The organism is Klebsiella oxytoca NBRC 105695 (assembly GCF_001598695.1).
GTDB lineage: Bacteria > Pseudomonadota > Gammaproteobacteria > Enterobacterales > Enterobacteriaceae > Klebsiella > Klebsiella oxytoca.
Window position 1 is genome coordinate 42,953 of record NZ_BCZK01000001.1, and the last position, 24,264, is coordinate 67,216.

The following is a 24,264-nucleotide window of genomic DNA, read 5'->3' on the forward strand; positions in this document are numbered from 1 at the left end:
CAGAAGAGCAAAGAGCGCCACACCTGCAGGAGAATAAAAATGTCATCACTGAGTAAAGAAGCCATACTCGTTCATGAAGCGCTGGTCGCTCGTGGGCTGGAGACGCCGCTGCGTCCGCCAGTGCAAGAAATTGATAATGAAACTCGCAAGCGTCTGATCGCCGGACACATGACCGAGATTATGCAGCTGTTAAACCTTGATCTAAGTGATGACAGCCTGATGGAGACTCCGCATCGCATCGCCAAAATGTACGTCGATGAGATTTTCTCCGGCCTGGACTACGCCCGGTTCCCTAAAATCACCGTCATCGAAAACAAGATGCAGGTTGATGAAATGGTCACCGTGCGTGATATCACCCTGACCAGCACCTGCGAACACCACTTTGTTACGATTGATGGTAAAGCGACGGTGGCCTATATCCCGAAAGATTCGGTGATTGGTCTGTCTAAAATCAACCGTATCGTGCAGTTCTTCTCCCAGCGCCCGCAGGTGCAGGAGCGACTGACGCAGCAGATCCTTACCGCGCTGCAGACCCTGCTGGGAACCAGCAACGTCGCGGTTTCCATCGATGCGGTTCACTACTGCGTAAAAGCGCGCGGTATTCGCGATGCAACCAGCGCCACCACCACCACATCGCTGGGCGGCCTGTTTAAATCCAGCCAGAATACTCGCCAGGAGTTCCTGCGCGCCGTACGTCACCACAACTAAAACGGAGCAGGGTACATGGAGAGAAATGTCACGCTGGACTTCGTCCGTGGCGTCGCCATCCTCGGTATCCTGCTACTGAATATCAGCGCCTTCGGTTTACCGAAGGCCGCCTACCTTAACCCGGCGTGGTCCGGGAGCATCTCCGATAGCGACGCCTGGACCTGGGCGATTCTCGATCTGCTGGCGCAGGTCAAATTCCTGACTCTGTTCGCCCTGTTGTTTGGCGCCGGGCTTCAGCTTTTGCTGCCGCGCGGCAAGCGCTGGATCCAGTCGCGCCTGACGCTACTGGCGCTGCTGGGCTTTATCCACGGTCTCTTTTTCTGGGACGGCGATATTTTGCTGGCCTATGCGCTGGTAGGTCTGGTGGGCTGGCGGATGATACGCGACGCTCACGATGTTAAATCGCTATTTAATACCGGCGTGGTGCTGTATGTCATCGGCGTGGCGGTACTGCTATTGCTGGGATTAATCTCCGGCAATTCGCCTAATCGTTCGTGGGTGCCGGACGCGGCGAATTTACAGTACGAACAGTACTGGAAGCTGAAAGGCGGCTTTGAAGCGGTGAGTAATCGTGCGGATATGCTGTCGGATAACCTGCTGGCGCTGGGCGCGCAATACGGCTGGCAGCTGGCCGGGATGATGCTGATGGGGGCCGCGCTGATGCGCAGCGGCTGGCTGAAAGGGCAGTTCAGTCTTCGCCACTACCGGCGCACCGGCGCGCTGCTCATCGCTGGCGGCATGGCGGTTAATTTACCCTCTATTTTCGCCCAGTGGCATCTCGGTTGGGATCCTCGCTGGTGCGCATTTCTGCTACAGGCGCCGCGCGAGCTGGGCGCGCCGCTGCAGACTATCGGCTACGCGGCGCTGGCCTGGGGCTTCTGGCCGCAGCTGGCGAAATTTCGTCTGGTGGGGGCCATTGCCTGCGTCGGGCGCACGGCGTTGAGCAACTATCTGCTGCAAACCCTGATTTGCACCACTCTGTTTTACCGCTTCGGCCTGTTTATGAAGTACGACCGCCTACAGCTGCTGTCCTTCGTACCGGCCGTGTGGGCGATTAATCTTCTCTTTTCGTGGCTTTGGCTACGTCATTTTCGTCAGGGTCCCGTTGAGTGGCTATGGCGTCAATTAACCCTGCGTGCGTCAGGGACATCATTAAAAGATACATCCAGATAACGATCTGGATCACAATCATTAACAAAATGGATGTAACCGTTTCCATCCCTGTGACTTCACTCACGTAGCGTGCGGCGCGTCGCTGCCAGAATAGCCACCTTGCTGAACACAGGAGGTGAGTGTGACGTACTGCAATTCCCTAAAGGTCGGTGAGCATGATCACCATTCGTGATGTCGCCCGTCAGGCGGGGGTTTCCGTGGCTACGGTTTCGCGCGTGCTGAATAACAGCGCGCTGGTGAGCCCGGATACGCGAGAAGCGGTAATGAAGGCGGTAACGCTGCTGGGCTATCGGCCCAACGCCAACGCGCAGGCGCTGGCGACCCAGGTCAGCGATACCATCGGCGTGGTCGTGATGGACGTGTCGGACGCCTTTTTTGGCGCGCTGGTCAAAGCGGTAGATACCGTCGCCCAGCAGCATCAAAAATATGTGCTTATCGGCAATAGCTATCATGAAGCGGAAAAAGAGCGTAACGCCATTGAAGTACTGATTCGCCAGCGCTGTTCGGCGCTGATCGTTCACTCCAAAGCGTTGAGCGATGCGGAGCTGGGGGATTTTATGGAGCACATGCCGGGAATGGTGCTGATTAACCGCATCGTGCCGGGATACGCCCACCGCTGCGTCGGGCTGGATAACGTCAGCGGCGCGCTGATGGCGACCCGCATGCTGCTCAATCATGGCCACCAGCGCATCGGCTACCTCTCTTCTAATCACGGTATTGAAGATGATGATTTACGTCGGGAAGGGTGGAGCAGGGCGTTACATGAGCAGGGCATTATCGCTCCCGACGGCTGGATAGGCTCAGGTTCGCCGGATATGCAGGGCGGGGAGGCGGCGATGGTAGAGCTGCTGGGGCGTAACCTCGGCCTGACCGCGATCTTTGCCTATAACGACAGCATGGCGGCCGGGGCGCTAACGACGCTTAAAGATAACGGTATTGCCGTGCCGCAGCACCTTTCACTGATTGGTTTTGATGATATTCCCATTTCGCGCTACACCGACCCGCAGTTGACCACGGTGCGCTACCCGATCATGTCGATGGCAAAACTGGCGACAGAGCTGGCGCTGCAGGGGGCTGCCGGGAAGCTGGATCGCGAAGCCAGCCACTGCTTTATGCCGACGCTGGTGCGTCGACATTCGGTAGCGCAGAGGCAAATTGTGGGGCCGATCACTAACTAATTATCTGGCTGATGTAACCGCTTTCAATATGTGAGTGATTTCACAGTTTGTTAACATTAAGCTGACTATGATTGCTGCGTTTACAAGTCTGAACATACTATGTCACGGTGATTAATCACTTTTACAGCAGTAATCGGCGGTTAAACGATTAATTAAGCCGTTTTTCAGGAGCGTTACCCTACACGGAAGACAGAATTAAAGTCGTGAATGTCGCTGTGCGGTAACATCAATGTAACACTCGCCAGCCGTTTTCACTCCAAAGACCCTGCATAATAAAACCGGAGATTCCATGAATAAGAAGGTGTTAACCCTGTCTGCTGTAATGGCTAGCATGTTATTCGGCGCCGCCGCTCACGCCGCAGATACGCGTATCGGCGTGACGATTTATAAATACGACGACAACTTTATGTCGGTAGTGCGTAAGGCAATCGAAAAAGACGGTAAATCAGCGCCGGATGTTCAGCTGCTGATGAATGACTCGCAGAACGACCAGTCCAAACAGAACGATCAGATTGACGTCCTGCTGGCAAAAGGGGTGAAGGCGCTGGCGATTAACCTGGTTGACCCCGCAGCGGCGGGTACGGTAATCGATAAAGCCCGTGGCCAGAATGTGCCGGTGGTATTCTTTAACAAAGAACCTTCCCGCAAGGCGCTGGATAGCTACGATAAAGCATACTACGTCGGGACTGATTCTAAAGAGTCCGGCGTAATTCAGGGCGATCTGATTGCCAAGCACTGGAAAGCGAACCCGAACTGGGACCTGAATAAAGATGGCCAGATTCAGTTTGTCCTGCTGAAAGGCGAGCCGGGCCATCCGGATGCCGAGGCGCGCACCACCTACGTGATTAAAGAGCTGAATGATAAAGGGCTGAAAACCCAGCAGCTGGCGTTAGATACCGCCATGTGGGATACCGCGCAGGCGAAGGATAAGATGGATGCCTGGCTCTCCGGCCCGAACGCGAACAAAATTGAAGTCGTTATCGCCAATAACGACGCGATGGCCATGGGCGCGGTAGAAGCGCTGAAAGCGCACAATAAGAGCAGCATCCCGGTATTCGGCGTCGATGCTCTGCCTGAAGCCTTAGCGCTGGTGAAATCCGGCGCCATGGCGGGAACCGTACTGAACGATGCTAACAACCAGGCGAAAGCGACCTTCGATCTGGCGAAAAATCTCGCCGATGGTAAAGAACCGGCTGCCGGTACTAACTGGAAAATTGATAATAAGATTGTCCGCGTACCGTACGTGGGCGTTGATAAAGATAATCTGAGCGAGTTTATCGGTAAGTAACAGCTTAATAAGCCGCGGGCGTACGCGCTGTACGCCCGATTATTCCTGATACCGAATCCGTCCCGGCCCGTCGTTAATTCGACGGCTGGGGTATGCATGCACGCAGCCAGGTATAACTATGGTCAGCAATAATAGCGAACGGTCAGGCGAATATTTGTTGGAAATGACCAACATCAACAAATCGTTTCCTGGCGTCAAGGCTCTCGATAATGTGAACCTCAAGGTTCGTCCCCACTCTATTCATGCATTAATGGGGGAGAACGGTGCGGGCAAATCAACATTATTAAAATGCCTTTTTGGGATCTATCAAAAAGATTCCGGCAGTATTCTTTTTCAGGGACAAGAGATCGATTTCCATTCGGCAAAAGAGGCCCTGGAAAACGGTATTTCAATGGTTCATCAGGAATTAAACCTGGTATTGCAACGTTCGGTGATGGACAACATGTGGCTGGGGCGTTATCCCACCAAAGGTATGTTTGTCGATCAGGACAAAATGTATGGTGATACCAAAGCGATTTTTGACGAGCTGGATATTGATATCGACCCACGCGCTCGCGTCGGGACGCTATCGGTATCGCAAATGCAGATGATTGAAATTGCGAAGGCATTTTCCTATAACGCCAAAATTGTGATTATGGATGAGCCGACGTCTTCGTTAACCGAAAAAGAGGTCAATCATCTGTTTACCATTATCCGCAAGCTGAAAGAGCGCGGCTGCGGCATTGTCTACATTTCCCACAAAATGGAAGAGATCTTCCAGCTATGCGATGAAATTACCGTTCTGCGCGACGGCCAGTGGATCGCCACCCAGCCGCTGGAAGGGCTGGATATGGATAAGATTATCGCGATGATGGTGGGCCGTTCCCTCACTCAGCGCTTCCCGACCCGGGAAAATAAGCCGGGCGAGATAATTCTTGAGGTGCGTAATTTAACCTCGCTGCGTCAGCCGTCAATCCGCGATGTCTCGTTCGACCTGCACAAAGGCGAAATCCTCGGTATCGCCGGGCTGGTAGGGGCGAAACGTACCGATATCGTCGAGACGTTATTTGGTATTCGCGAGAAGTCCGGCGGGACAATCAAGCTGCACGGTAAGAAGATTAATAACCATAACGCCAATGAAGCCATCAACCATGGTTTTGCGCTGGTGACCGAAGAGCGTCGCTCGACGGGGATTTATGCGTATCTGGATATCGGTTTTAACTCGCTGATCTCCAATATTAAGAAGTACAAAAATAAGGTCGGCTTGCTGGATAATTCACGCATGAAAAGCGATACCCAATGGGTCATCGATTCAATGCGCGTGAAAACACCGGGGCAGCATACGCAAATTGGTTCGTTATCCGGTGGTAACCAGCAAAAAGTGATTATTGGTCGCTGGCTATTAACTCAGCCGGAAATTCTGATGCTCGATGAACCGACGCGCGGCATTGACGTTGGCGCCAAGTTCGAAATTTATCAGCTGATCGCCGAACTGGCCAAAAAAGATAAAGGCATCATTATTATCTCCTCCGAGATGCCGGAGCTGCTGGGTATTACCGACCGTATTCTGGTGATGAGCAATGGTCTTGTTGCCGGAATTGTTGAGACTAAAACTACCACGCAAAACGAAATTCTCCGTCTTGCGTCGTTGCACCTTTAAGATCAGGGGCTTCTCATGAGTGCGTTAAATAAAAAGAGTTTTCTCACCTGGTTGAAAGAGGGTGGGATTTACGTCGTTCTTTTAGTATTGCTGGCCATCATTATTTTCCAGGACCCGACTTTCTTAAGTTTGCTGAATTTAAGTAATATTCTGACCCAGTCCTCGGTGCGTATTATCATCGCGCTCGGGGTTGCCGGGCTTATCGTCACTCAGGGGACCGACCTTTCGGCCGGGCGTCAGGTCGGCCTGGCGGCGGTTATCGCCGCCACGATGCTACAGGCGGTGGACAACGCCAACAAAGTGTTCCCGGACATGGCCACGATGCCGATTCCGCTGGTTATCCTGCTGGTTTGTGCGATCGGCGCGGTGATTGGGCTTATCAACGGTATTATTATTGCCTACCTGAACGTGACGCCATTTATCACCACCCTCGGTACGATGATCATCGTTTACGGTATTAACTCGCTGTATTACGACTTCGTTGGCGCGTCGCCGATTTCCGGCTTTGATAGTCACTTTTCGCAATTTGCCCAGGGGTTCGTAGCGCTGGGCTCGTTCCGTCTGTCGTATATCACTTTCTACGCGCTGATTGCCGTTTTCTTCGTGTGGATCCTGTGGAACAAGACCCGCTTTGGTAAAAACATCTTTGCTATCGGCGGTAACCCGGAAGCAGCGAAGGTCTCCGGGGTGAACGTTGCGCTGAACCTGCTGATGATTTACGCGCTCTCCGGCGTGTTCTACGCGTTCGGCGGGCTGCTGGAGGCGGGGCGCATCGGGTCGGCGACCAACAACCTCGGCTTTATGTATGAACTGGATGCGATTGCCGCGTGCGTGGTCGGCGGAGTCTCGTTCAGCGGCGGCGTCGGCACCGTGTTCGGCGTGGTGACCGGGGTGATTATCTTCACCGTCATTAACTACGGTCTGACCTATATCGGCGTCAACCCGTACTGGCAGTACATTATCAAAGGGGCCATTATTATTTTCGCCGTGGCGCTGGATTCACTGAAGTACGCGCGTAAGAAATAAGATTAGTGAATGAAGGCAGGCGTCAGTTCAGGCGTCTGCCTTTTGCTTTTTCGGAATGATAATTTGCCGCCTTCCTGCAACCTGAATCAGGTAGGGTATATATCCTCAGTATCCCGATATTCACTCGCGTAATCAGAAAAGTATTCCCGCTCGGTAAGACGCCAGTTTTCACGTTCGCTTATGGCGGCTTCACTTCTCTTTTTTCTGCAGATCCATCAGCTGCTGCGGCGTGACCGCCGGGTAGGACTGGGCGCCGTCCGGGACTTCCTGCAGCGCGGGGATCGGGATGAGCGGACCCAGGAATCGCGGTTCGCGTTTAAAAATATAGAGATCGGCCAGCGCGCCGAAACGAGCACCAAACTCGCGCAGGCGCACGCTCCACATATCCTTCGGCGACGGCACCGCGTAGCACTGCGCCTGAATACCCATATGCAGGGCAATAAACAGCGCCCGCTCGCAGTGGAAGCGTTGGGTAATGATAATAAAATCATTCGTGTCGAAGACTTTACGGGTGCGAACAATCGAATCAAGGGTACGGAAACCCGCATAGTCCAGCACGATATCCGCCGGATCGACGCCAGCTTTAATTAAATCGCGGCGCATGGTCATCGGTTCGTTATAGCTCTGCAGCGCGTTATCGCCGCTGAGCAGCAGATAGTTCACCTTACCGCTGTTGTAGGCGTTCAGCGCGCCCTGAATTCGGTAGCGATAATATTGGTTGATGACGCCGGTACGATAGTACTTAGCGGTGCCGAGTACCACGCCGACCTGACGATAGGGCAGGTCCTGTAGCTCATCGTAGATATAAGGAGAGGTCTTCCAGCTCATCCAGCGGTCAAGCCCCAGCACGGTTAACAGCAGCAAGCCGAACAGGACTAACAGGCTGTATAACGCACGCTTTAACATGAACCGGGCTCAATAGTGGACGAGGGAAGCTTCAGGCTACTTTACCCGCCGGGCAAGCGCAAGAAACCGTCGTTTAATTGCGGGGATTTTCAACAATGCGGGCCGTTTGGCCCGCAGAATGTGACTAACCTAACAGGACGCGATCGATGTTATGACAGCCCAGCGCCTTCAGCGTCGCGGCGGTTGCGTCCCACTGGATGAGCGCCGCGTCGGCCTTCTCGGCAAGAACAGCGCGCTGGATATCCGGGTAATCGTAACCATTGAGGCTCAGCAGATTCAGCGCGCCCTGCAGCGGCGGCAGCGTCGGGTTATAGGCGGCGTTTTCTGCATAGCTACCGGTGAAAATAGTCCCGTCTTTCAGCTCCAGCGCGACGCCGGAGGGCGAATGGCTGTACGGCATATGGCAGCGGTTGGCTGCCTGAATCGCCGCCTGGGCCAGCGCATCGCCGCTGAGCGGGAAACCGTGGTTCTGTTCATCCATCAGCAGGGTTTTGATATTCAGATCTTTCGGGCCGAAAGCGTCCGGTAAATAGTGCTGCAGCGAATGGGCTTCGCGGCCCGGAAGATGGATGCGCAGCGCTAGTCCGCTGTTCAGTTCGTTCATAAACTGACGACAGTGGCCGCAGGGGGTGTAGTTCACGGTAATCGCCAGCAGGGATTTTTCGCCGCGCAGCCAGGCATGGCTGATGGCGCTTTGCTCAGCGTGCACGGTCTGCTGCATGGTGGCGCCGAGGAATTCCATATTGCCGCCGAAGTACCAGGTACCGCTGATGCCGCGGGCAATGGCGCCGACGTTAAAGTGGGAGAGGTCGGTACGCGCACAGGCCGCCGCCAGCGGCAGCAGAGCAAAGGCCAGCGCGTCTTCGTCCAGCCCCGTCGCGCTTTGCAGCGCAGCGACCTGATCTGCATTGAGCAGGGCCGGAAAATGCGGGTCGGCCAGCATCGGGGCGATGGCCGCTTGCAGGTCCGCCGCCAGTTGGGGAAGAACAGCTTGAAAACGTGGGTGCATGGCGTTGCCTCATAACAATGTAATGGGAATCTAGTGTACGGGTGCTTATAGCCGACATATGTGATTAACATCTCATTGTTAATGTAATTCTATCTCGTTGCATTTTAAATTGTGACTCAAATCACAACTATCCGGCTATTGCCAGGATCAGCGGAAACAAAAACGGGGCAACCAGCGAGGTAATAATCCCGCAAAGTACCAGCGCCAGCGAACTGAACGCGCCCTCCTGATAGTCGAGTTCAGCGCAACGGGCGGTACCCAGTGCGTGTGAGGCGGTACCCATCGATAAGCCGCGCGAAGCTTTGGTACGAATGCGCATCACATTCAACAGCGTATGGCCGAAGACCGCGCCGAGAATGCCGACAAAAATAACGCATACCGCGCTGATCGCCGGAATGCCGCCAATGCTGCTGCTCACCGCCATCGCAATCGGGGTCGTGACCGATTTCGGCAGAATAGAGGCGGCAATCTGCGGCGTTGCGCCCATCAGTAAGGCAACGGTGGTACCGGTGACCATCGCCACCACGCTGCCGATAAAGCAGATAGTGATGATTGATTTCCAGCGAGCGCGGATTTGGTGTAGCTGCTCATATAAAGGAAAGGCCAGCGCAACCACCGCCGGCTGCAGCAAATCGTTAAGAATTTTGCTGCCCTGAAAATAGCGCTCGTAGGAGATGCCGGTGATCAACAAAAAGGGGATCAGCACCACCATGGCCACCAGTAACGGATTAAGCAGCGGAAACTTGAATCGCGCCGCCAGCATGCGGGCGAGGAAAAAGACGATAAGGGTTAGCGGCAGCGACCACCAGATTTCATGGATCATTTTTCACTTCCTTTTTGACCAACCACTTTGCGCTCGCCGTGAACCAAGTGTGAGCTCCAGCTGACTACTAAAAAAACCACCAGCGTGCTTATCGCGCAGGAAACCACTACCGGGCCAAACTGCGCGCGGAGTAAATCCCAATACTGCATAACGCCCACGCCGATAGGCACAAATAGCAGCGCCATATAGCGAATCAGGATATTGCAGCCGGGGTTAACCCACTGCGGCGGCAGGATCTGCAGCGCCAGGAGAAAGAACAAAATCAGCATGCCAATAATACTGCCGGGAATGGCGATCGGCAGGAGTGAAGAGAGAAAAATGCCCGCATACAAGCAGGCGTAGATCAGCACGAAAGCGCGCACATACTGCCAGACAATAATCAGTGATTTACTCATGGTAATAACCCTTGATGAACCGCATTCATCATACAATTAAAGCCAAAAATGTGCTACCGATCACATCATGAATTCTACGCATACCTGCAATAGAGACGGGGAACAGCAAAACGGACGGCTATCAGTGTGTCGATTGCAGCGACAGACAGTGCAGAAATCGGCTCAACGCCAGCGACGGCGCTTCACTTTTTCGCCAGAAAACCCCAACGCTACCTTTTTGTTCAATGCGCGGCAAATTAAGAATCGCCAGCTGGTGCTGGGCCGCATAGCGCTGCGCCAGGCGCAGTGAGAGTATCGACACCATATCGCTACTCTGTAACAGGTTGCTGGTGACGTTCATCGAGGCGGACTCAATGGTGTTCTCCGGCAGCATGACGCCGTTATCCACCAGCGCGTTGTCGATGCTCAGGCGAATCGGTGTGCCGGTGGGCCAGACAATCCAGCGCCACGGAGAGAGGTCAGCCCAGCTCAACTGCGATTTTTGCGCCAGAGGATGATCGGGGCGGGCGACAAAGCAGACCGGCTCGGTGTAGAGCACCCGGTAGCTCAGCGGCAGCTCCAGCGCCCGCCCGCCGACTCGCCCGACCACGACATCAATCACCCCGGCGAGCAGATCGTTAAGCAGCGGCGTCATGACTTTCTCTTCGATATTAAGATGCAGGGTCGGCATCTCTTTAAGCAGTTCGAGGATCGCCTGCGAAACGCAGTCGGTGGCCACCGGTGAACAGCCGATCATCAGACTCCCCACCTGTCCGCCCTGTTTGAAACGCTCGATTTCGTACTGCGAACGCGACATATCGTTAATCAGCCGCTGGGCGTGTTGAAGCAGCAGCTTTCCGCCTTCTGTCGGGCGCAGGCCTTTGCTGTGACGTTCAAACAGGGGCATACCGACTTCATCTTCAAACTGGCTCAGCCATTTGGAGAGCGCAGGCTGAGTAATATTCATCAATTTAGCCACTTGCGTGAGGTTGCCTTGTTCCCCCAGCGCGACCAGCATCTGTAAATGGTGCAGCTTCAGTTTCTGCGTCCAGCCTGCCATCAGCGATAACCTCCAGGTTATGTCTATGCCCGAAATACCATTGTACATTTCATTGCTTGGGTTACAAACTCGCAACATAAAAGAAATAAATACAACATCTTCCCCTACCTGCACTGAGGCATAACGATGACTCAACGACTCGAACTACAGAAACTGCTTAATGCCGCGCCGGTCGGCGCCCGGCAATGGCGCGTAATTATCTGCTGTTTCCTGGTGGTCATGCTCGACGGTTTCGATACTGCGGCAATTGGTTTTATCGCCCCGGATATTCGTCACCACTGGCAATTAACCGCAGGCGATCTCGCGCCGTTATTTGGCGCAGGATTGCTGGGCTTAACCGCCGGGGCGCTGCTCTGCGGTCCGCTCTCCGACCGCTTTGGCCGCAAACGGGTCATCGAGTTCTGCGTCGCGCTATTCGGCCTGTTTAGCCTGCTTTCCGCGTTTTCCCCTGACCTGGAGACGCTGGTGATCCTGCGCTTCCTGACGGGGCTGGGATTGGGCGGCGCGATGCCTAACACCATTACGATGACTTCGGAATATCTGCCTGCCCGGCGGCGCGGGGCGCTGGTGACCCTGATGTTCTGTGGATTCACCCTCGGCTCGGCGTTCGGCGGCGTGGTCAGCGCGCAGCTGGTGCCGCTGATTGGCTGGCCCGGTATCCTGGTGCTGGGGGGCGTGCTACCGCTGATGCTGGCGGCGGCGCTAATCCCGCTGCTTCCCGAATCTCCGCGCTGGCAGATCCGTCGTCAGCTGCCACAAGCGATGATTGCCAAAACCGTTGGCGCGATAACCGGCGAACGCTATACCGATACCCATTTCTGGCTTGATGAGCCTGCCGCCGGCGCGAAAGGCAGCATCCGCCAGCTATTTGCCGGGCGTCAGCTGCCCATCACCTTGATGTTGTGGGTCGTGTTCTTTATGAGCCTGCTGATTATCTATCTCCTCTCCAGCTGGATGCCGACGCTGCTTAACCATCGTGGAATTGATTTACAGCATGCTTCCTGGGTGACCGCGGCCTTCCAGATTGGCGGGACCTTTGGCGCACTGCTGCTCGGTGTGCTGATGGACCGTTTCAACCCTTTCCGGGTGCTGGCGCTGAGTTACGCCCTGGGGGCGGTCTGTATCGTCATGATTGGCCTGAGCGAGAACGGTCTGTGGCTGATGGCGCTGGCGATTTTCGGCACCGGTATCGGCATCAGCGGCTCGCAGGTGGGGCTGAATGCTCTGACCGCGACGCTGTATCCCACCCAAAGCCGCGCGACCGGCGTGAGCTGGTCAAACGCGATTGGCCGCTGCGGAGCTATTGTTGGTTCGCTCTCCGGCGGCGTGATGATGGCGATGAATTTCTCTTTTGACACCCTGTTTTTTGTTATCGCAGTACCGGCTGTGGTTAGCGCCGTGATGCTTGTCCTGCTGACGCTTGCCGTTCGCAACCCAACATCTGTACCTGCCGCGCTGCCTTCTGCGGGCATCGTGAATAAATAAGGAGAATGCTCATGTCCCAATCTTCCATGGAAATCAACAACGATCGTCAGAACTACTATCAGCATATTTCCGGGCAAAACCTGACGCCGCTTTGGGAATCGCTGCACCATCTGGTCCCGAAAACGCCGAACCCTACCTGTGCGCCGGCTTACTGGAACTATCAGGAGATTCGTCCGCTGCTGCTGAAAAGCGGCGAGCTGATTGGCGCGAAAGAGGCGATACGCCGCGTACTGGTGCTGGAGAACCCGGCGCTGCGCGGACAGTCATCGATTACTTCATCGCTGTATGCCGGTTTACAGCTGATCATGCCCGGCGAAGTGGCGCCGAGCCACCGTCATAACCAGTCGGCGCTGCGCTTTGTGGTTGAAGGTGAAGGGGCATTTACCGCCGTCGATGGCGAACGCACGCAAATGCGGGCCGGTGACTTTATTCTGACGCCGCAGTGGCGCTGGCACGACCACGGCAACCAGGGCAATGAGCCGGTTGTCTGGGTGGATGGCCTCGATCTGCCGCTGGTGAACTATCTGGGCTGCGGTTTCGCGGAAGACTATCCGGAGGATCAGCAGCCGGTGACCCGCAAAGAGGGGGATTATCTGCCGCGCTACGCCGCCAATATGCTGCCGCTGCGCCATCAGGTTGGCAACTCTTCGCCCATCTTTAACTATCGCTACGACCGCAGCCGCGAAGCGCTGCACGATCTGACGCGTATGGGGGATGCCGACGAGTGGGACGGCTATAAGATGCGTTACGTCAACCCGGTCACCGGTGGCTACCCGATGCCATCGATGGGCGCCTTTCTCCAGCTGCTGCCGAAAGGGTTTACCTCGCGAGCGGCAAAAACCACCGATAGCACCATCTATCACGTGGTAGAGGGCAGCGGCCAGGTGACTATCGGCGAGCAGACATTTTCTTTCCAGGCAAAGGATATCTTCGTGGTGCCCACCTGGCACGCCGTCTCTTTTATCTCCGCCGAAGATACCGTGTTATTCAGCTTTTCGGACCGTCCCGTGCAGGAAGCGCTCGGCCTGTTCCGCGAAGCGCGTTATTAAAAAATACGAATAAGGACTCCATCATGACTCAATACGTTTTTGCTCCCCAGGCCCCAATTAGCGTTCCGGTTGTCGGCAGCGATGAGCAGTTTCCGGTACGCCGCGTTTACTGCGTGGGCCGCAACTACGCCGCTCACGCGCGTGAAATGGGCTTTGATCCGGATCGCGAACCACCGTTTTTCTTCTGCAAGCCTGCCGATGCGGTGGTGCCCGTCGCTGCGGGAGAGACGCTGAACCTGCCGTATCCCGCGCAAACCGACAACTATCACTATGAAATTGAGCTGGTGGTGGCGATTGGCAAACGGGGAAGCGATATCCCGCTGGAGCAGGCCCATGAGTATATCTGGGGCTATGCCACCGGTCTGGATATGACCCGCCGCGATCGCCAGATGGAGATGCGCCAGATGGGCCGTCCCTGGGAAATTGGCAAAGCCTTCGATCTCTCCGCGCCGATAGCGCCGCTGCACAAAGCGGATACGGTTGACGTCAACGAGGCGGGAATTTGGCTGCAGGTGAATGGGGAAGATCATCAGCGCAGCGATATTCGCCACCTGATCTGGTCGGTTAATGAAACTATCAGCTATCTTTCCGGCTTCTTTGAGCTGCAGCCCGGTGACCTGATTTTTACCGGGACTCCAGAAGGCGTTGGCGCGGTGGTGAAAGGCGATGTTATCACCGGCAACGTAGATGGACTAACGCCAATCGCCGTGCGCGTGGTGTGAGGTGAATGATGAAGCTGTACAGTTTTTTTAATAGCTCTGCCTCTTACCGCGTGCGCATCGCGCTGGCGCTGAAAGGCATCGACTACCAGAGCGTGGGCGTCAATATCCGCATCGGCCAGCAGAATGCGCTGGAGTACCGGCGGCTGAACCCGGTCGGCCTGGTGCCGACGCTCATTACCGACGAAGGTGAATCTCTCGGCCAGTCGCTGGCGATAGCGGACTGGCTGGATCGGCACTATCCGCAGCCGCTGCTGCTGCCTGAGGAAGACAGCGCGCGCATGCGGGTGCTGGAGATCGTATACGCCATCGCCTGCGATATTCATCCCATTAATAACATGCGCGTTTTACGCTACCTTGGCGACGAGCTTAAGGTGAGCGAAGAGGAGAAAAAACGCTGGTATGCGCACTGGATCCAGCAGGGGTTCAGCGCCGTTGAACAGCTATTGCGCCACGCGAAATCCGGCGATTTTTGCGTGGGCGATGCCCCCACCCTGGCGGACTGCTGTCTGGTGCCGCAGTGGGCCAACGCGCTGAGGATGGGCTGCGATCTCAGCCACTATCCGCGCTGCCAGGCGGTTTATGACGCCTGTACCCGGCTGCCGGCGTTTATCGCCGCCGCGCCGGAAAACCAACAAGATAAGATCCCGGCTTAGGAGGCAACATGGCAAAAGTGATGCGAGCAATCATTGTCGGCGGCGGTATTGGCGGGGCAGCCACGGCGCTTTCGCTGGCGCGCCAGGGTATCAAGGTGATGCTGCTGGAAAAGGCGCATGAAATCGGCGAAATTGGCGCCGGGATCCAGCTTGGCCCAAACGCGTTCTCGGCGCTGGACAGCCTCGGCGTCGGCGAAGTCGCCCGTCAGCGGGCGGTCTTTACCGACCATATCACCATGATGGATGCGATAAACGGCGAAGAGGTCGTGCACATTGAGACAGGACAGGCGTTCCGCGACCATTTTGGCGGGCCGTATGCGGTGATCCACCGGGTGGATATCCACGCCACCGTCTGGGAGGCGGCGCTGACCCATCCGGCCGTCGAGTATCGTACTTCGACGCAGGTAGTGGATATCCGCCAGACCGCCGATGACGTGACGGTGTTTGATGATAAAGGCAATAGCTGGACGGCGGATATTCTGATCGGCTGCGACGGCGGTAAATCGGTGGTGCGCCAAAGCCTGCTGGGCGATTCGCCGCGGGTAACCGGCCACGTGGTCTATCGCGCGGTCGTCGATGCCGCCGATATGCCGGACGATTTACGCATCAATGCGCCGGTACTGTGGGCGGGTCCGCACTGCCACCTGGTGCATTATCCGCTGCGCGGCGGTAAGCAGTACAACCTGGTGGTGACCTTCCATAGTCGGCAGCAGGAAGAGTGGGGCGTGCGCGACGGCAGTAAAGAAGAGGTGCTCTCCTACTTTAAAGGTATCCACCCGCGTCCCCGGCAGATGCTCGATAAACCGACCTCCTGGCGCCGCTGGTCCACCGCCGATCGCGAGCCGGTAGAAAAATGGGGCAACGATCGTATTACGCTGGTCGGCGATGCCGCGCATCCGGTGGCGCAGTATATGGCGCAGGGGGCCTGTATGGCGCTGGAAGATGCGGTGACCCTGGGTAAAGCGCTGGCCCAGTGCGACGGCGACGCCGCCCGCGCTTTCGCGCTGTATGAATCGGTGCGTATTCCGCGTACCGCGCGGATCGTCTGGTCGACGCGTGAAATGGGGCGGGTCTATCACGCTGCCGGGGTTGAGCGCCAGGTGCGCAATCTGCTGTGGAAAGGCAAAACCCAGAGCGAGTTTTATCGCGGCATTGAGTGGCTGTACGGCTGGAAAGAGGGTAACTGCCTGCAACCACGTTAAGCGGCCGTGCATTTCCCGGCCCGCAGACAGAGGCGACCTTGTCGCCCGGCTAAGCGCAGCGCAAGCCGGGAAGCAGCAGCGCCGCCGGTAAAACCGATATTCACCCCTTTCAACCCGCATCCAGAGGCGCTACCATAGCGCCTCTTTTTTTCGGGCAATGATAAACAATATGCGTGTACTACTGGCGCCGATGGAAGGCGTGCTCGATTCGCTGGTGCGCGAGCTGCTGACCGAAGTCAATGATTACGATCTCTGCATCACCGAGTTCTTGCGCGTGGTGGATCAGCTCCTGCCGGTAAAATCGTTCTACAAACTGTGCCCGGAACTGCATAACAACAGCCTGACGCCCTCCGGCACCCGCGTGCGCGTGCAGCTGCTCGGGCAGTATCCGCAGTGGCTGGCGGAAAACGCCGCTCGCGCGGTCGAACTCGGTTCCTGGGGGGTTGACCTGAACTGCGGCTGCCCGTCAAAGCTGGTGAACGGCAGCGGCGGCGGGGCAACGCTGCTCAAAGATCCTGAGCTTATCTATCGCGGCGCGAAAGCGATGCGCGAGGCGGTTCCCGACGAACTACCGGTCACGGTAAAAGTTCGGCTTGGCTGGGACAGCGGCGAACGGCGATTTGAAATAGCCGATGCGGTCCAGCAGGCGGGGGCCAGCGAGCTGGTGGTTCACGGCCGCACCAAAGAGGATGGCTATAAAGCGGAGCGCATTGACTGGCAGGCTATTGGCGAAATCCGTCAGCGCCTGACTATCCCGGTGGTGGCCAACGGTGAAATCTGGGACTGGCAAAGCGCTCAGGATTGCCTGGCCGCGACCGGCTGCGACTCGGTAATGATTGGCCGCGGCGCGCTGAACGTGCCGAACTTAAGCAGGGTGATAAAATATAACGAACCGCGTATGCCCTGGCCCCAGGTCGTCGGGCTGCTGCAAAAATATACCCGTCTGGAAAAGCAGGGCGATACCGGCCTTTATCACGTCGCGCGTATCAAACAGTGGTTGAGCTATTTGCGTAAAGAATACCTCGAAGCTTCTGATCTGTTCAGCGCGGTGCGCACTCTACAGGATTCAACCAGTATTGCGCGCACGATTAACGACTGGCGTAGCTAAACTATCTGACCTGCATCACATTTTTTTGCTTGTCCCATTGAGATTACCCGGCGGACAGTGAAATACTCACTACCGATTGTTACTGCTCCGGCAGGCAAAACCTGATTTCCTGGCATCTGTCAGGGTCAGGTTTTTTTGTTTTTGGGGTTCATATGCAAATCGCCAAAGTACTTAATAATAATGTAGTGGTGGTTGTCGATGAGCAGCAGCGCGAACAGGTGGTCATGGGCCGAGGACTTGCCTTTCAAAAACGCGTTGGTGACTCTCTTGATGAAAGTAAAATTGAAAAAGTCTTCGCGCTGCAGAGCGATGAACTGATTGGTCGTTTAGGCGAATTACTCAGTCAGATACCGTTAGAAGTGATGACCACCTGCGATCGGATTATCGATCTGGCGCGCGGTCGTCTCGGTAAGTTACAGGACAGCTTGTACATTACCCTGACCGATCACTGCCACTTTGCGATCGAGCGGCAGAAGAAGGGCCTCGCCATTCGTAATGTGCTGCTGTGGGAAATAAAACGGCTGTATCCTAAGGAGTTTGAGTTAGGGCAGGAAGCGCGGGCGATTATCGCCAAACGGCTTGGCGTTGAACTGGCCGAAGATGAGGCGGGTTTTATTGCCCTGCATCTGGTGACGGCGCAGCTCAACAGCGAAATGCCGGAGGTGATGCACGTTACCCGGGTCATGCAGGAGATTCTGCAACTGGTGAAATATCAGCTGACCCTTAACTACGACGAAGAGTCGCTGAGCTACCAGCGTTTCGTTACGCATCTTAAGTTTTTCGCCCAGCGTATGCTGACGCGAACGGTGGTCGAAGATGATGATGTGACGCTGCACAGCGCGGTAAAGGATAACTACCCAAAAGCATGGAAGTGTGCGGAAACCGTCGCCCGGCACCTGCAAAAGAGCTACCAGCGGCCGCTGACGACGGAAGAAATTATGTTTCTCGCCATTCATATTGAACGGGTGAGAAAAGAGGGACGCTAAGCGCCGATCGGGCCTGGCGCCAGGCTCCCACTCTACAACTGGATTGTTACTGCATTATGCAGGCAAAACCTGAGCGCAACGCTTACACGGCGTTGTTCTCGGGTTTTTTTATTTTTAATACTCAGTTAACGATGCCTGCGGGCAGCGGAAGTAAGGAAAAACAGCATGGAATATAAAGCACTCGCGCAGGATATTCTTAGCCGGGTAGGCGGCAAAGAGAATATTGTGAGTCTGGTTCACTGCGCAACGCGGCTGCGTTTTAAGCTTAAAGATAGCAAGAAGGCGGATGCCGAAGGACTGAAGGCGAATCCTGGCGTCATCATGGTGGTGGAAAGCGGCGGCCAGTTTCAGGTGGTCATCGGTAACCACGTACATGATGTCTGGCTGGCGGTGCGCAGCGAAGCCGGCCTGACGGACGACAGTGAGCCGGTTGCGGTGAAGGGCGAAAAAGTGTCGATTATCGGCCAGATTATCGACGTGGTTTCCGGTATTTTCACCCCGTTTATCGGCGTCCTGGCGGCCTCGGGGATCCTCAAAGGACTGCTGGCGCTGGCTGTCGTTTGCGGCTGGTTAACGACGCAACAGGCGACCTATAAAATCTGGTTTGCCGCCAGCGATGCGCTGTTCTTCTTTTTCCCGCTATTTCTCGGCTACACCGCCGGCAAGAAATTTGGCGGTAACGCCTTTATTACGATGGTGATCGGCGGCGCGTTAACTCATCCGCTGATGATTCAATCTTTCGAAGCCAGTATGGCGCCTGACGCCGCGGCGGAATATTTCCTTGGCATTCCGGTGACCTTTATCAATTACAGCTCGTCGGTCATCCCGATTATCCTCGCCTCGTGGGTGAGCTGCTGGATTGAGCGGCGGAGCAACGCAATACTGCCCTCGTCGATGAAGAACTTCTTTACCCCGGCGATTTGCCTGGCCGTGGTTGTCCCGCTCACGTTTCTGATTATCGGCCCGGTTGCGACCTGGCTGAGCCAGCAGCTGGCCAATGGCTATCTGCTTATCTATCAGGTTGCGCCCTGGCTTGCCGGGGCGGCGATGGGCGCGTTGTGGCAGGTGTGCGTCATCTTCGGTTTACACTGGGGCCTGATACCGTTGATGATTAACAACCTTGCCGTGCTTGGCCATGATTCGATGATGCCGATGCTGTTGCCGGCGGTAATGGGTCAGGTTGGCGCCGCGCTGGGGATTTTCCTGCGCACTCGCGATGCCCGGCAAAAAGTGCTGGCGGGCTCGGCGGTATCCGCCGGGATCTTCGGCGTGACCGAGCCGGCGATTTATGGGCTGAATTTGCCGCTCCGCCGTCCCTTTATCTTCGGCTGTGTCGCTGGCGCTATCGGCGGCGCGATTGTCGGCTTCAGCGACAGCCACGTTTATTCTTTCGGTTTCGGTAATATTTTCACCCTGGCGCAGATGATCCCGCCGCAGGGCATTGACGCTACGGTGTGGGGCGGCGCGCTGGGAACGATTAGCGCATTAATCATCGCCTGCGTGCTCACGTTAGTCGCCGGGCTGCCGCGCAGCGCCGCCGAACAGGCGGCCGTTGTCGTGGCCCCGGCCTCGGAAAACGATATTCTGGCGCCGATGACCGGCAGCGTGCTGGCGCTCGATCAGGTTCCAGATAGCACCTTCGCCAGCGGTTTACTTGGCCAGGGTGTGGCGATTATCCCTTCAGTAGGCAAAGTTATTGCGCCGTTCTCGGGGGAAGTCGCCTCGATTTTCCAGACGAAACATGCTATCGGCCTGCTGAGCGATAGCGGAATTGAACTGCTTATCCATGTGGGCATCGACACCGTCAAGCTCGATGGCGCGCCGTTCACCGCCCATGTTAAAGAGGGCGACAAAATTAAAGCGGGCGATCTGCTGCTGGAGTTTGACCGTCAGGCGATTCTGAACGCCGGTTACGATCTGGCGACGCCCATTATTATCAGCAACAGCGACGATTACCGTGCTCTCGACATTGTTTCCGCCAGCGCGGTGGATGCCGGTCAGCCGCTGTTGTCCGTAAGCCGTTAATCACAGGAGAGAGATGAATGAAGACATTCCCACAGGCGTTTTTATGGGGCGGCGCGACCGCGGCAAACCAGGTCGAAGGCGCTTATCTGGAAGAGGGGAAAGGATTAACCACTTCTGACGTCCAACCGCGCGGCGTATTTGGCGATGTGGTAGAACGCGTACCTGGCGATAGCGGCATAAAAGACGTCGCCATCGATTTCTATCATCGTTACCCGGAAGATATCAGCCTCTTTGCCGAAATGGGTTTTAACTGCCTGCGCGTATCGATTGCCTGGGCGCGTATTTTCCCTGAGGGCGACGAAACGCAGCCCAACGAAGCCGGACTGGCCTTTTACGACAAGTTGTTTGACGAAATGGCGAAGCACAATATCACTCCGCTGGTGACGCTGTCGCACTATGAGATGCCGTGGGCGCTGGTGAAAAACTACGGCGGCTGGGGCAATCGCAAAGTGATTGGCTTCTTCGAACGCTATGCCCGCACGGTGTTTGAGCGCTACAAGACGAAGGTCAAACTATGGCTGACCTTCAATGAAATCAATATGTCCCTGCACGCGCCGATGACCGGCGTTGGTCTGCCGGCTGACAGCAGCAAAGCGGACGTCTACCAGGCCATTCACCATCAGCTGGTGGCGAGCGCGCTGGCGGTTAAAGCCTGCCATGACATCGTGCCTGAGGGAAAAATCGGCAATATGCTGCTCGGCGGCCTGATGTATCCGCTGAGCTGCAAACCGGACGATATTTTTGAAACGCTGCAGCAGAACCGCAGCTGGCAGTTCTTTGGCGATGTCCAGTGCCGCGGCGCTTATCCGGGCTATATGCTGCGCTATTTCCGCGACAACGGCATTAGCCTTGAGATCACCGATGCCGATCGCGAAGCCCTGAGAGAGACCGTCGATTTTATCTCTTTTAGCTACTATATGACCGGCTGCGTGACCGCCGACGAAGAGCTGAACAAAAAATCGCGCGGCAATATTCTCAGCATGGTGCCAAACCCGCATCTGGCAAGTTCGGAGTGGGGCTGGCAGATTGACCCGCTCGGTCTGCGCACGCTGCTGAACGTGCTGTGGGATCGCTATCAGAAGCCGCTGTTTATCGTGGAAAACGGTCTCGGCGCGAAAGATAAAGTGGAAGCTGACGGCAGCATCAACGACGATTACCGGATCAGCTACCTTAACGACCATCTGGTGCAGGTTCGTGAGGCAATTGAGGACGGCGTTGAGGTGATGGGCTACACCAGCTGGGGACCTATCGATCTGGTGAGTGCTTCGAAAGCGGAGATGTCCAAACGCTATGGCTTTATCTACGTCGATCGCGATGATGAAGGCAACGGCACCCTGGCGCGCAGCCGCAAGAAGAGCTTCTGGTGGTATAAAGAGGTGATTGCCACTAACGGCGGCAGCTTAAAAGAGTAATGCCCTGAGCACGAAAGTAACATCATCCATATGGCCCGGATAACCTCCGGGCCATTTTGCGTATTACGCCGGCTTGCGCGCGCGCAGCAGAAAAATCATCGGCCGCTCTTTTTCTTCATCCAGCGCTGGCTGGGCGGCAATCTGCTCCGCCGTTGGCCCCCATTCATCCAGATGCTCGATGATAAAACCGGCGGCCACCAGCAGGTTTATCCAGGTGGACAGCTTGCGGTGCTGCTTCTTCACCCCGTCGGCAAACCAGTTGCTGATACGTTCGCCCTCCTGCTGGTAGTGGCTCACCGGCCAGCGCTTCTGTCCGTTCTCATCTTCCAGCCAGCTCTGCTGCGGCGGGGCGGTATAGATGGGATGCTCGGCGGAGAACAGCAGCGTACCGCCGGGCGTCAGCGCCTGGTAAACGGTAGCGAACAGCGGCGCCACATCGGGCAGATAGTGTAGCGCCAGCGAGCTATAGACCAGCTCGCAGCTATTTGCGGGCAGGGTCAGGTTCTCCAGGTTTTCACAGCGGTAGCGGATACCTTCGCCGCGGGTCATTTCGCGGGCGCGCTCCAGCATCCGGCTGGAGAGATCCAGTCCCTCGACCTGCGCGGCGCCCCGATCGCGGGCCCAGCGGCAAAACCAGCCGTAGCCGCAGCCAAGATCGACGACGCGTAAACCGGATAACGGCGGAAGCATTTGCTGTATGGTTGGCCACTCAGGCGCGCCTTCCAGCCCCTTAACTGAACGGTCGAGGGTGGCGTATCCGGCAAAAAAAGCGGGATCGTCATAGATGTTCTGACTCATTTTCACTCCATGAGAAGTTTATTTTTAGCCTGCTAATAGTTACGGCACACGCTTTACTAAACGGCTATGATGCAATTAGCTTAATATACCCGACCTTATTTAATCACCTGACCGATTTCATGAACCTGACTTTGAGCAAACGCGCGTTGGCTGGCCTGCCACTGGCCATCGCGCTGGCGGGCTGCGCGCCATCGCACGATATTGGCAATCCGCTCCAGCAGCAAACCCCGGCATCCCACATCGCAATGGAACTGCCCGCCGCCGTGAAAAACGGCTGGCCGCAAAGCAACTGGTGGCAGGATTATCATGACCCTCAGCTCAATAGCCTGATTCAGCGTGCCTTAGCCAATGCGCCGGACATGCAGATTGCCGGGCAGCGCATCAAACTGGCGGAAGCGCAGGCGCGGATGTCGCAATCCACCCTGGGACCGAATCTGGATTTTTCCGCCGATATTGAACGGCAGAAAATGTCTTCCGAGGGGCTGATGGGACCGTTTGCCACCGATACCGACGGCAATACCGGGCCGTGGTACACCAACGGTACCTTCGGGCTGACCGCCGGATGGGACCTGGATCTGTGGGGTAAAAACCGCGCGCTGTTACAAGCGCGAATCGGTGAAGTCAAAGCTCAGGTCGCTGAAGAAGCCCAGACCCGTGAACTGCTGGCCAGCAGCGTCGCCCGTCTTTACTGGCAGTGGCAGACCGAGGCGGCCATTAAAAACGTGCTGACGCAGATGAAGCGCGAACAGAATAACGTCGTTACCGTGGATACTGCGCTGTATCAACGTGGGATCACCAACTCGGCCGAAGGGGCGGAGAACGACATTAACGTCAGTAAAACCGATCAGCAGCTTGCCGACGTTGCCGGCAGTATGAAAGAGATTGAAGCGCGGCTGATGGCGCTGACCAACAATCAGAGCCAGGCGCTGAATCTGCATCCGGCGGATTTGCCTGCCGTCAGCGCGCAAATGCCCAATGAGCTGGGCTATGAGCTGCTGGCGCGACGTCCTGATCTGCAGGTCGCCCACTGGTATATCGAAGCTTCCTTAAGCGAAATTGATGCCGCGAAAGCCGCGTTTTATCCGGATATCAACCTGATGGCCTTCCTGCAACAGGATGCTCTGCATCTCAGCGATCTGTTCCGCCACTCTGCCCAGCAGATGGGCGTCACTGCCGGGCTGACCCTGCCGATCTTTGATAGCGGTCGGCTGAACGCGAATCTGGATATCGCCAGCGCGCAAAATGGCCTGTCGATAGCGAAGTACAACAAAGCGGTGGTCGATGCGGTTAATCAGGTGGCGAAAACCGCCAGCCAGGTTGAGACGCTGATGGCGAAAAATCAGCAGCAGCAGCAGGTTGAAAAGGATGCTCAGCGGATGGTCGCTCTGGCGCAGGCGCGGATGAATGCCGGGATTATTTCCGGTTCGCGCGTCAGCCTGGCGAAGCTGCCCGCTTTGCAGGAGCGCATTACCGCTCTGCGTCTGCGCGGCCAGTGGCTTGATGCCAGCATCCAGCTAACCTCCGCGCTGGGCGGCGGGTATCATCAGGCGGCGAAGTAGTTCGGTTTCCCCGTCTTGCGCTGCGCTTAGCCGGGCTGCAGATCGCATGGTCTGTGGGTCTGTCGCCCGGATAAGGCGTTG

Annotated in this window: 21 protein-coding genes and 1 pseudogene; 16 read left to right on the forward strand and 6 right to left on the reverse strand. The window is 56.2% G+C overall.

Annotated elements, in window-relative coordinates:
* Window positions 1-39 precede the first annotated feature (39 nt).
* The 6 genes from folE (at window position 40) to mglC (ending at window position 7,012) form a co-directional block, all read left to right on the forward strand.
* Complete coding sequence (gene folE, locus KO1_RS00200) at window positions 40-708, forward strand: GTP cyclohydrolase I FolE (RefSeq protein ID WP_004103895.1); 669 nt, start codon at window positions 40-42, stop codon at window positions 706-708.
* 15 nt (window positions 709-723) lie between these two features.
* The gene (gene yeiB, locus KO1_RS00205) at window positions 724-1,881 is read left to right on the forward strand and encodes a DUF418 domain-containing protein YeiB (RefSeq protein WP_004103893.1); all 1,158 of its coding nucleotides are present in this window, start codon (window positions 724-726) and stop codon (window positions 1,879-1,881) included.
* A 155-nt stretch (window positions 1,882-2,036) separates the two neighbouring features.
* Complete coding sequence (galS, locus tag KO1_RS00210) at window positions 2,037-3,059, forward strand: HTH-type transcriptional regulator GalS (RefSeq protein WP_004103891.1); 1,023 nt, start codon at window positions 2,037-2,039, stop codon at window positions 3,057-3,059.
* A gap of 289 nt (window positions 3,060-3,348) precedes the next feature.
* Window positions 3,349-4,347: a galactose/glucose ABC transporter substrate-binding protein MglB gene (mglB, locus tag KO1_RS00215; protein WP_004103888.1), complete on the forward strand. Its 999-nt coding sequence runs from the start codon at window positions 3,349-3,351 to the stop codon at window positions 4,345-4,347.
* Between the two features lie 118 nt (window positions 4,348-4,465).
* Window positions 4,466-5,986, forward strand: coding sequence for a galactose/methyl galactoside ABC transporter ATP-binding protein MglA (mglA, locus tag KO1_RS00220; protein WP_004103886.1), 1,521 nt, complete (start codon window positions 4,466-4,468; stop codon window positions 5,984-5,986).
* Between the two features lie 15 nt (window positions 5,987-6,001).
* Window positions 6,002-7,012, forward strand: coding sequence for a galactose/methyl galactoside ABC transporter permease MglC (gene mglC / locus KO1_RS00225; protein WP_004114089.1), 1,011 nt, complete (start codon window positions 6,002-6,004; stop codon window positions 7,010-7,012).
* A gap of 189 nt (window positions 7,013-7,201) precedes the next feature.
* On the opposite strand, the gene sanA is transcribed toward mglC, so the two are convergent.
* The 5 genes from sanA to KO1_RS00250 form a co-directional block, all read right to left on the reverse strand.
* On the reverse strand, window positions 7,202-7,918 hold the full coding sequence (gene sanA / locus KO1_RS00230) for an outer membrane permeability protein SanA (protein ID WP_004103884.1): 717 nt from the start codon (window positions 7,916-7,918) through the stop codon (window positions 7,202-7,204).
* A gap of 124 nt (window positions 7,919-8,042) precedes the next feature.
* Complete coding sequence (gene cdd, locus KO1_RS00235; protein WP_004103882.1) at window positions 8,043-8,927, reverse strand: cytidine deaminase; 885 nt, start codon at window positions 8,925-8,927, stop codon at window positions 8,043-8,045.
* A 127-nt stretch (window positions 8,928-9,054) separates the two neighbouring features.
* On the reverse strand, window positions 9,055-9,750 hold the full coding sequence (locus KO1_RS00240) for a CidB/LrgB family autolysis modulator (RefSeq protein WP_004103877.1): 696 nt from the start codon (window positions 9,748-9,750) through the stop codon (window positions 9,055-9,057).
* On the reverse strand, window positions 9,747-10,145 hold the full coding sequence (locus tag KO1_RS00245; protein WP_004103875.1) for a CidA/LrgA family protein: 399 nt from the start codon (window positions 10,143-10,145) through the stop codon (window positions 9,747-9,749). The genes KO1_RS00240 and KO1_RS00245 overlap by 4 nt, the downstream gene beginning before the upstream one ends.
* A gap of 121 nt (window positions 10,146-10,266) precedes the next feature.
* Complete coding sequence (locus KO1_RS00250) at window positions 10,267-11,184, reverse strand: LysR substrate-binding domain-containing protein (protein ID WP_016809260.1); 918 nt, start codon at window positions 11,182-11,184, stop codon at window positions 10,267-10,269.
* A gap of 126 nt (window positions 11,185-11,310) precedes the next feature.
* Here KO1_RS00250 and mhbT point away from each other — a divergent pair, with 126 nt between their 5' ends.
* From mhbT to KO1_RS00295, 9 genes and pseudogenes are all read left to right on the forward strand, one after another.
* Complete coding sequence (gene mhbT, locus KO1_RS00255; RefSeq protein ID WP_023329875.1) at window positions 11,311-12,669, forward strand: 3-hydroxybenzoate transporter MhbT; 1,359 nt, start codon at window positions 11,311-11,313, stop codon at window positions 12,667-12,669.
* Between the two features lie 11 nt (window positions 12,670-12,680).
* Window positions 12,681-13,718: a gentisate 1,2-dioxygenase gene (gene gtdA, locus KO1_RS00260; protein WP_004103869.1), complete on the forward strand. Its 1,038-nt coding sequence runs from the start codon at window positions 12,681-12,683 to the stop codon at window positions 13,716-13,718.
* A gap of 23 nt (window positions 13,719-13,741) precedes the next feature.
* Window positions 13,742-14,440 (forward strand): fumarylacetoacetate hydrolase family protein, encoded by a 699-nt coding sequence (locus KO1_RS00265; protein WP_016809258.1) that lies wholly within the window; start codon window positions 13,742-13,744, stop codon window positions 14,438-14,440.
* Window positions 14,441-14,448: 8 nt separating this feature from the next.
* Entirely contained in the window at window positions 14,449-15,093 is a 645-nt protein-coding gene (gene maiA / locus KO1_RS00270) for a maleylacetoacetate isomerase (RefSeq protein WP_016809257.1), read from the forward strand.
* Between the two features lie 8 nt (window positions 15,094-15,101).
* A complete protein-coding gene (locus KO1_RS00275; RefSeq protein ID WP_032728552.1) occupies window positions 15,102-16,295 on the forward strand; it encodes a 3-hydroxybenzoate 6-monooxygenase in 1,194 nt (397 codons plus the stop codon).
* A gap of 169 nt (window positions 16,296-16,464) precedes the next feature.
* Window positions 16,465-17,403: a tRNA dihydrouridine(16) synthase DusC gene (gene dusC, locus KO1_RS00280; RefSeq protein WP_004114085.1), complete on the forward strand. Its 939-nt coding sequence runs from the start codon at window positions 16,465-16,467 to the stop codon at window positions 17,401-17,403.
* Between the two features lie 152 nt (window positions 17,404-17,555).
* On the forward strand, window positions 17,556-18,389 hold the full coding sequence (gene bglG, locus KO1_RS00285; protein WP_004103859.1) for a transcriptional antiterminator BglG: 834 nt from the start codon (window positions 17,556-17,558) through the stop codon (window positions 18,387-18,389).
* Between the two features lie 53 nt (window positions 18,390-18,442).
* Window positions 18,443-20,414 (forward strand): annotated as a pseudogene (gene bglF, locus KO1_RS00290) (PTS beta-glucoside transporter subunit IIABC).
* Between the two features lie 17 nt (window positions 20,415-20,431).
* Window positions 20,432-21,826: a glycoside hydrolase family 1 protein gene (locus KO1_RS00295; protein ID WP_004114081.1), complete on the forward strand. Its 1,395-nt coding sequence runs from the start codon at window positions 20,432-20,434 to the stop codon at window positions 21,824-21,826.
* Window positions 21,827-21,889: 63 nt separating this feature from the next.
* On the opposite strand, the gene KO1_RS00300 is transcribed toward KO1_RS00295, so the two are convergent.
* Window positions 21,890-22,624 carry a class I SAM-dependent methyltransferase gene (locus KO1_RS00300; RefSeq protein WP_016809253.1) on the reverse strand — a complete coding sequence of 245 codons (735 nt, stop codon included), beginning with the start codon at window positions 22,622-22,624 and terminating at the stop codon, window positions 21,890-21,892.
* A gap of 119 nt (window positions 22,625-22,743) precedes the next feature.
* Between KO1_RS00300 and mdtQ the strand changes: the two genes are divergently transcribed.
* Window positions 22,744-24,183 (forward strand): multidrug resistance outer membrane protein MdtQ, encoded by a 1,440-nt coding sequence (gene mdtQ, locus KO1_RS00305; protein ID WP_004103852.1) that lies wholly within the window; start codon window positions 22,744-22,746, stop codon window positions 24,181-24,183.
* Window positions 24,184-24,264 lie beyond the last annotated feature (81 nt).

Bases quoted from the DNA above. Each gene is read 5' to 3' on its own strand.
- gtdA (WP_004103869.1), top strand. From the start codon at position 12,681: ATGTCCCAATCTTCCATGGAAATCAACAACGATCGTCAGAACTACTAT.
- dusC (WP_004114085.1), top strand. From the start codon at position 16,465: ATGCGTGTACTACTGGCGCCGATGGAAGGCGTGCTCGATTCGCTGGTG.
- mglA (WP_004103886.1), top strand. From the start codon at position 4,466: ATGGTCAGCAATAATAGCGAACGGTCAGGCGAATATTTGTTGGAAATG.
- KO1_RS00245 (WP_004103875.1), bottom strand. From the start codon at position 10,145: ATGAGTAAATCACTGATTATTGTCTGGCAGTATGTGCGCGCTTTCGTG.
- KO1_RS00250 (WP_016809260.1), bottom strand. From the start codon at position 11,184: ATGGCAGGCTGGACGCAGAAACTGAAGCTGCACCATTTACAGATGCTG.
- yeiB (WP_004103893.1), top strand. From the start codon at position 724: ATGGAGAGAAATGTCACGCTGGACTTCGTCCGTGGCGTCGCCATCCTC.
- KO1_RS00265 (WP_016809258.1), top strand. From the start codon at position 13,742: ATGACTCAATACGTTTTTGCTCCCCAGGCCCCAATTAGCGTTCCGGTT.
- mglC (WP_004114089.1), top strand. From the start codon at position 6,002: ATGAGTGCGTTAAATAAAAAGAGTTTTCTCACCTGGTTGAAAGAGGGT.
- galS (WP_004103891.1), top strand. From the start codon at position 2,037: ATGATCACCATTCGTGATGTCGCCCGTCAGGCGGGGGTTTCCGTGGCT.
- sanA (WP_004103884.1), bottom strand. From the start codon at position 7,918: ATGTTAAAGCGTGCGTTATACAGCCTGTTAGTCCTGTTCGGCTTGCTG.
- mglB (WP_004103888.1), top strand. From the start codon at position 3,349: ATGAATAAGAAGGTGTTAACCCTGTCTGCTGTAATGGCTAGCATGTTA.
- KO1_RS00295 (WP_004114081.1), top strand. From the start codon at position 20,432: ATGAAGACATTCCCACAGGCGTTTTTATGGGGCGGCGCGACCGCGGCA.
- KO1_RS00240 (WP_004103877.1), bottom strand. From the start codon at position 9,750: ATGATCCATGAAATCTGGTGGTCGCTGCCGCTAACCCTTATCGTCTTT.
- folE (WP_004103895.1), top strand. From the start codon at position 40: ATGTCATCACTGAGTAAAGAAGCCATACTCGTTCATGAAGCGCTGGTC.
- mhbT (WP_023329875.1), top strand. From the start codon at position 11,311: ATGACTCAACGACTCGAACTACAGAAACTGCTTAATGCCGCGCCGGTC.
- bglG (WP_004103859.1), top strand. From the start codon at position 17,556: ATGCAAATCGCCAAAGTACTTAATAATAATGTAGTGGTGGTTGTCGAT.
- KO1_RS00275 (WP_032728552.1), top strand. From the start codon at position 15,102: ATGGCAAAAGTGATGCGAGCAATCATTGTCGGCGGCGGTATTGGCGGG.
- maiA (WP_016809257.1), top strand. From the start codon at position 14,449: ATGAAGCTGTACAGTTTTTTTAATAGCTCTGCCTCTTACCGCGTGCGC.
- cdd (WP_004103882.1), bottom strand. From the start codon at position 8,927: ATGCACCCACGTTTTCAAGCTGTTCTTCCCCAACTGGCGGCGGACCTG.
- KO1_RS00300 (WP_016809253.1), bottom strand. From the start codon at position 22,624: ATGAGTCAGAACATCTATGACGATCCCGCTTTTTTTGCCGGATACGCC.
- mdtQ (WP_004103852.1), top strand. From the start codon at position 22,744: ATGAACCTGACTTTGAGCAAACGCGCGTTGGCTGGCCTGCCACTGGCC.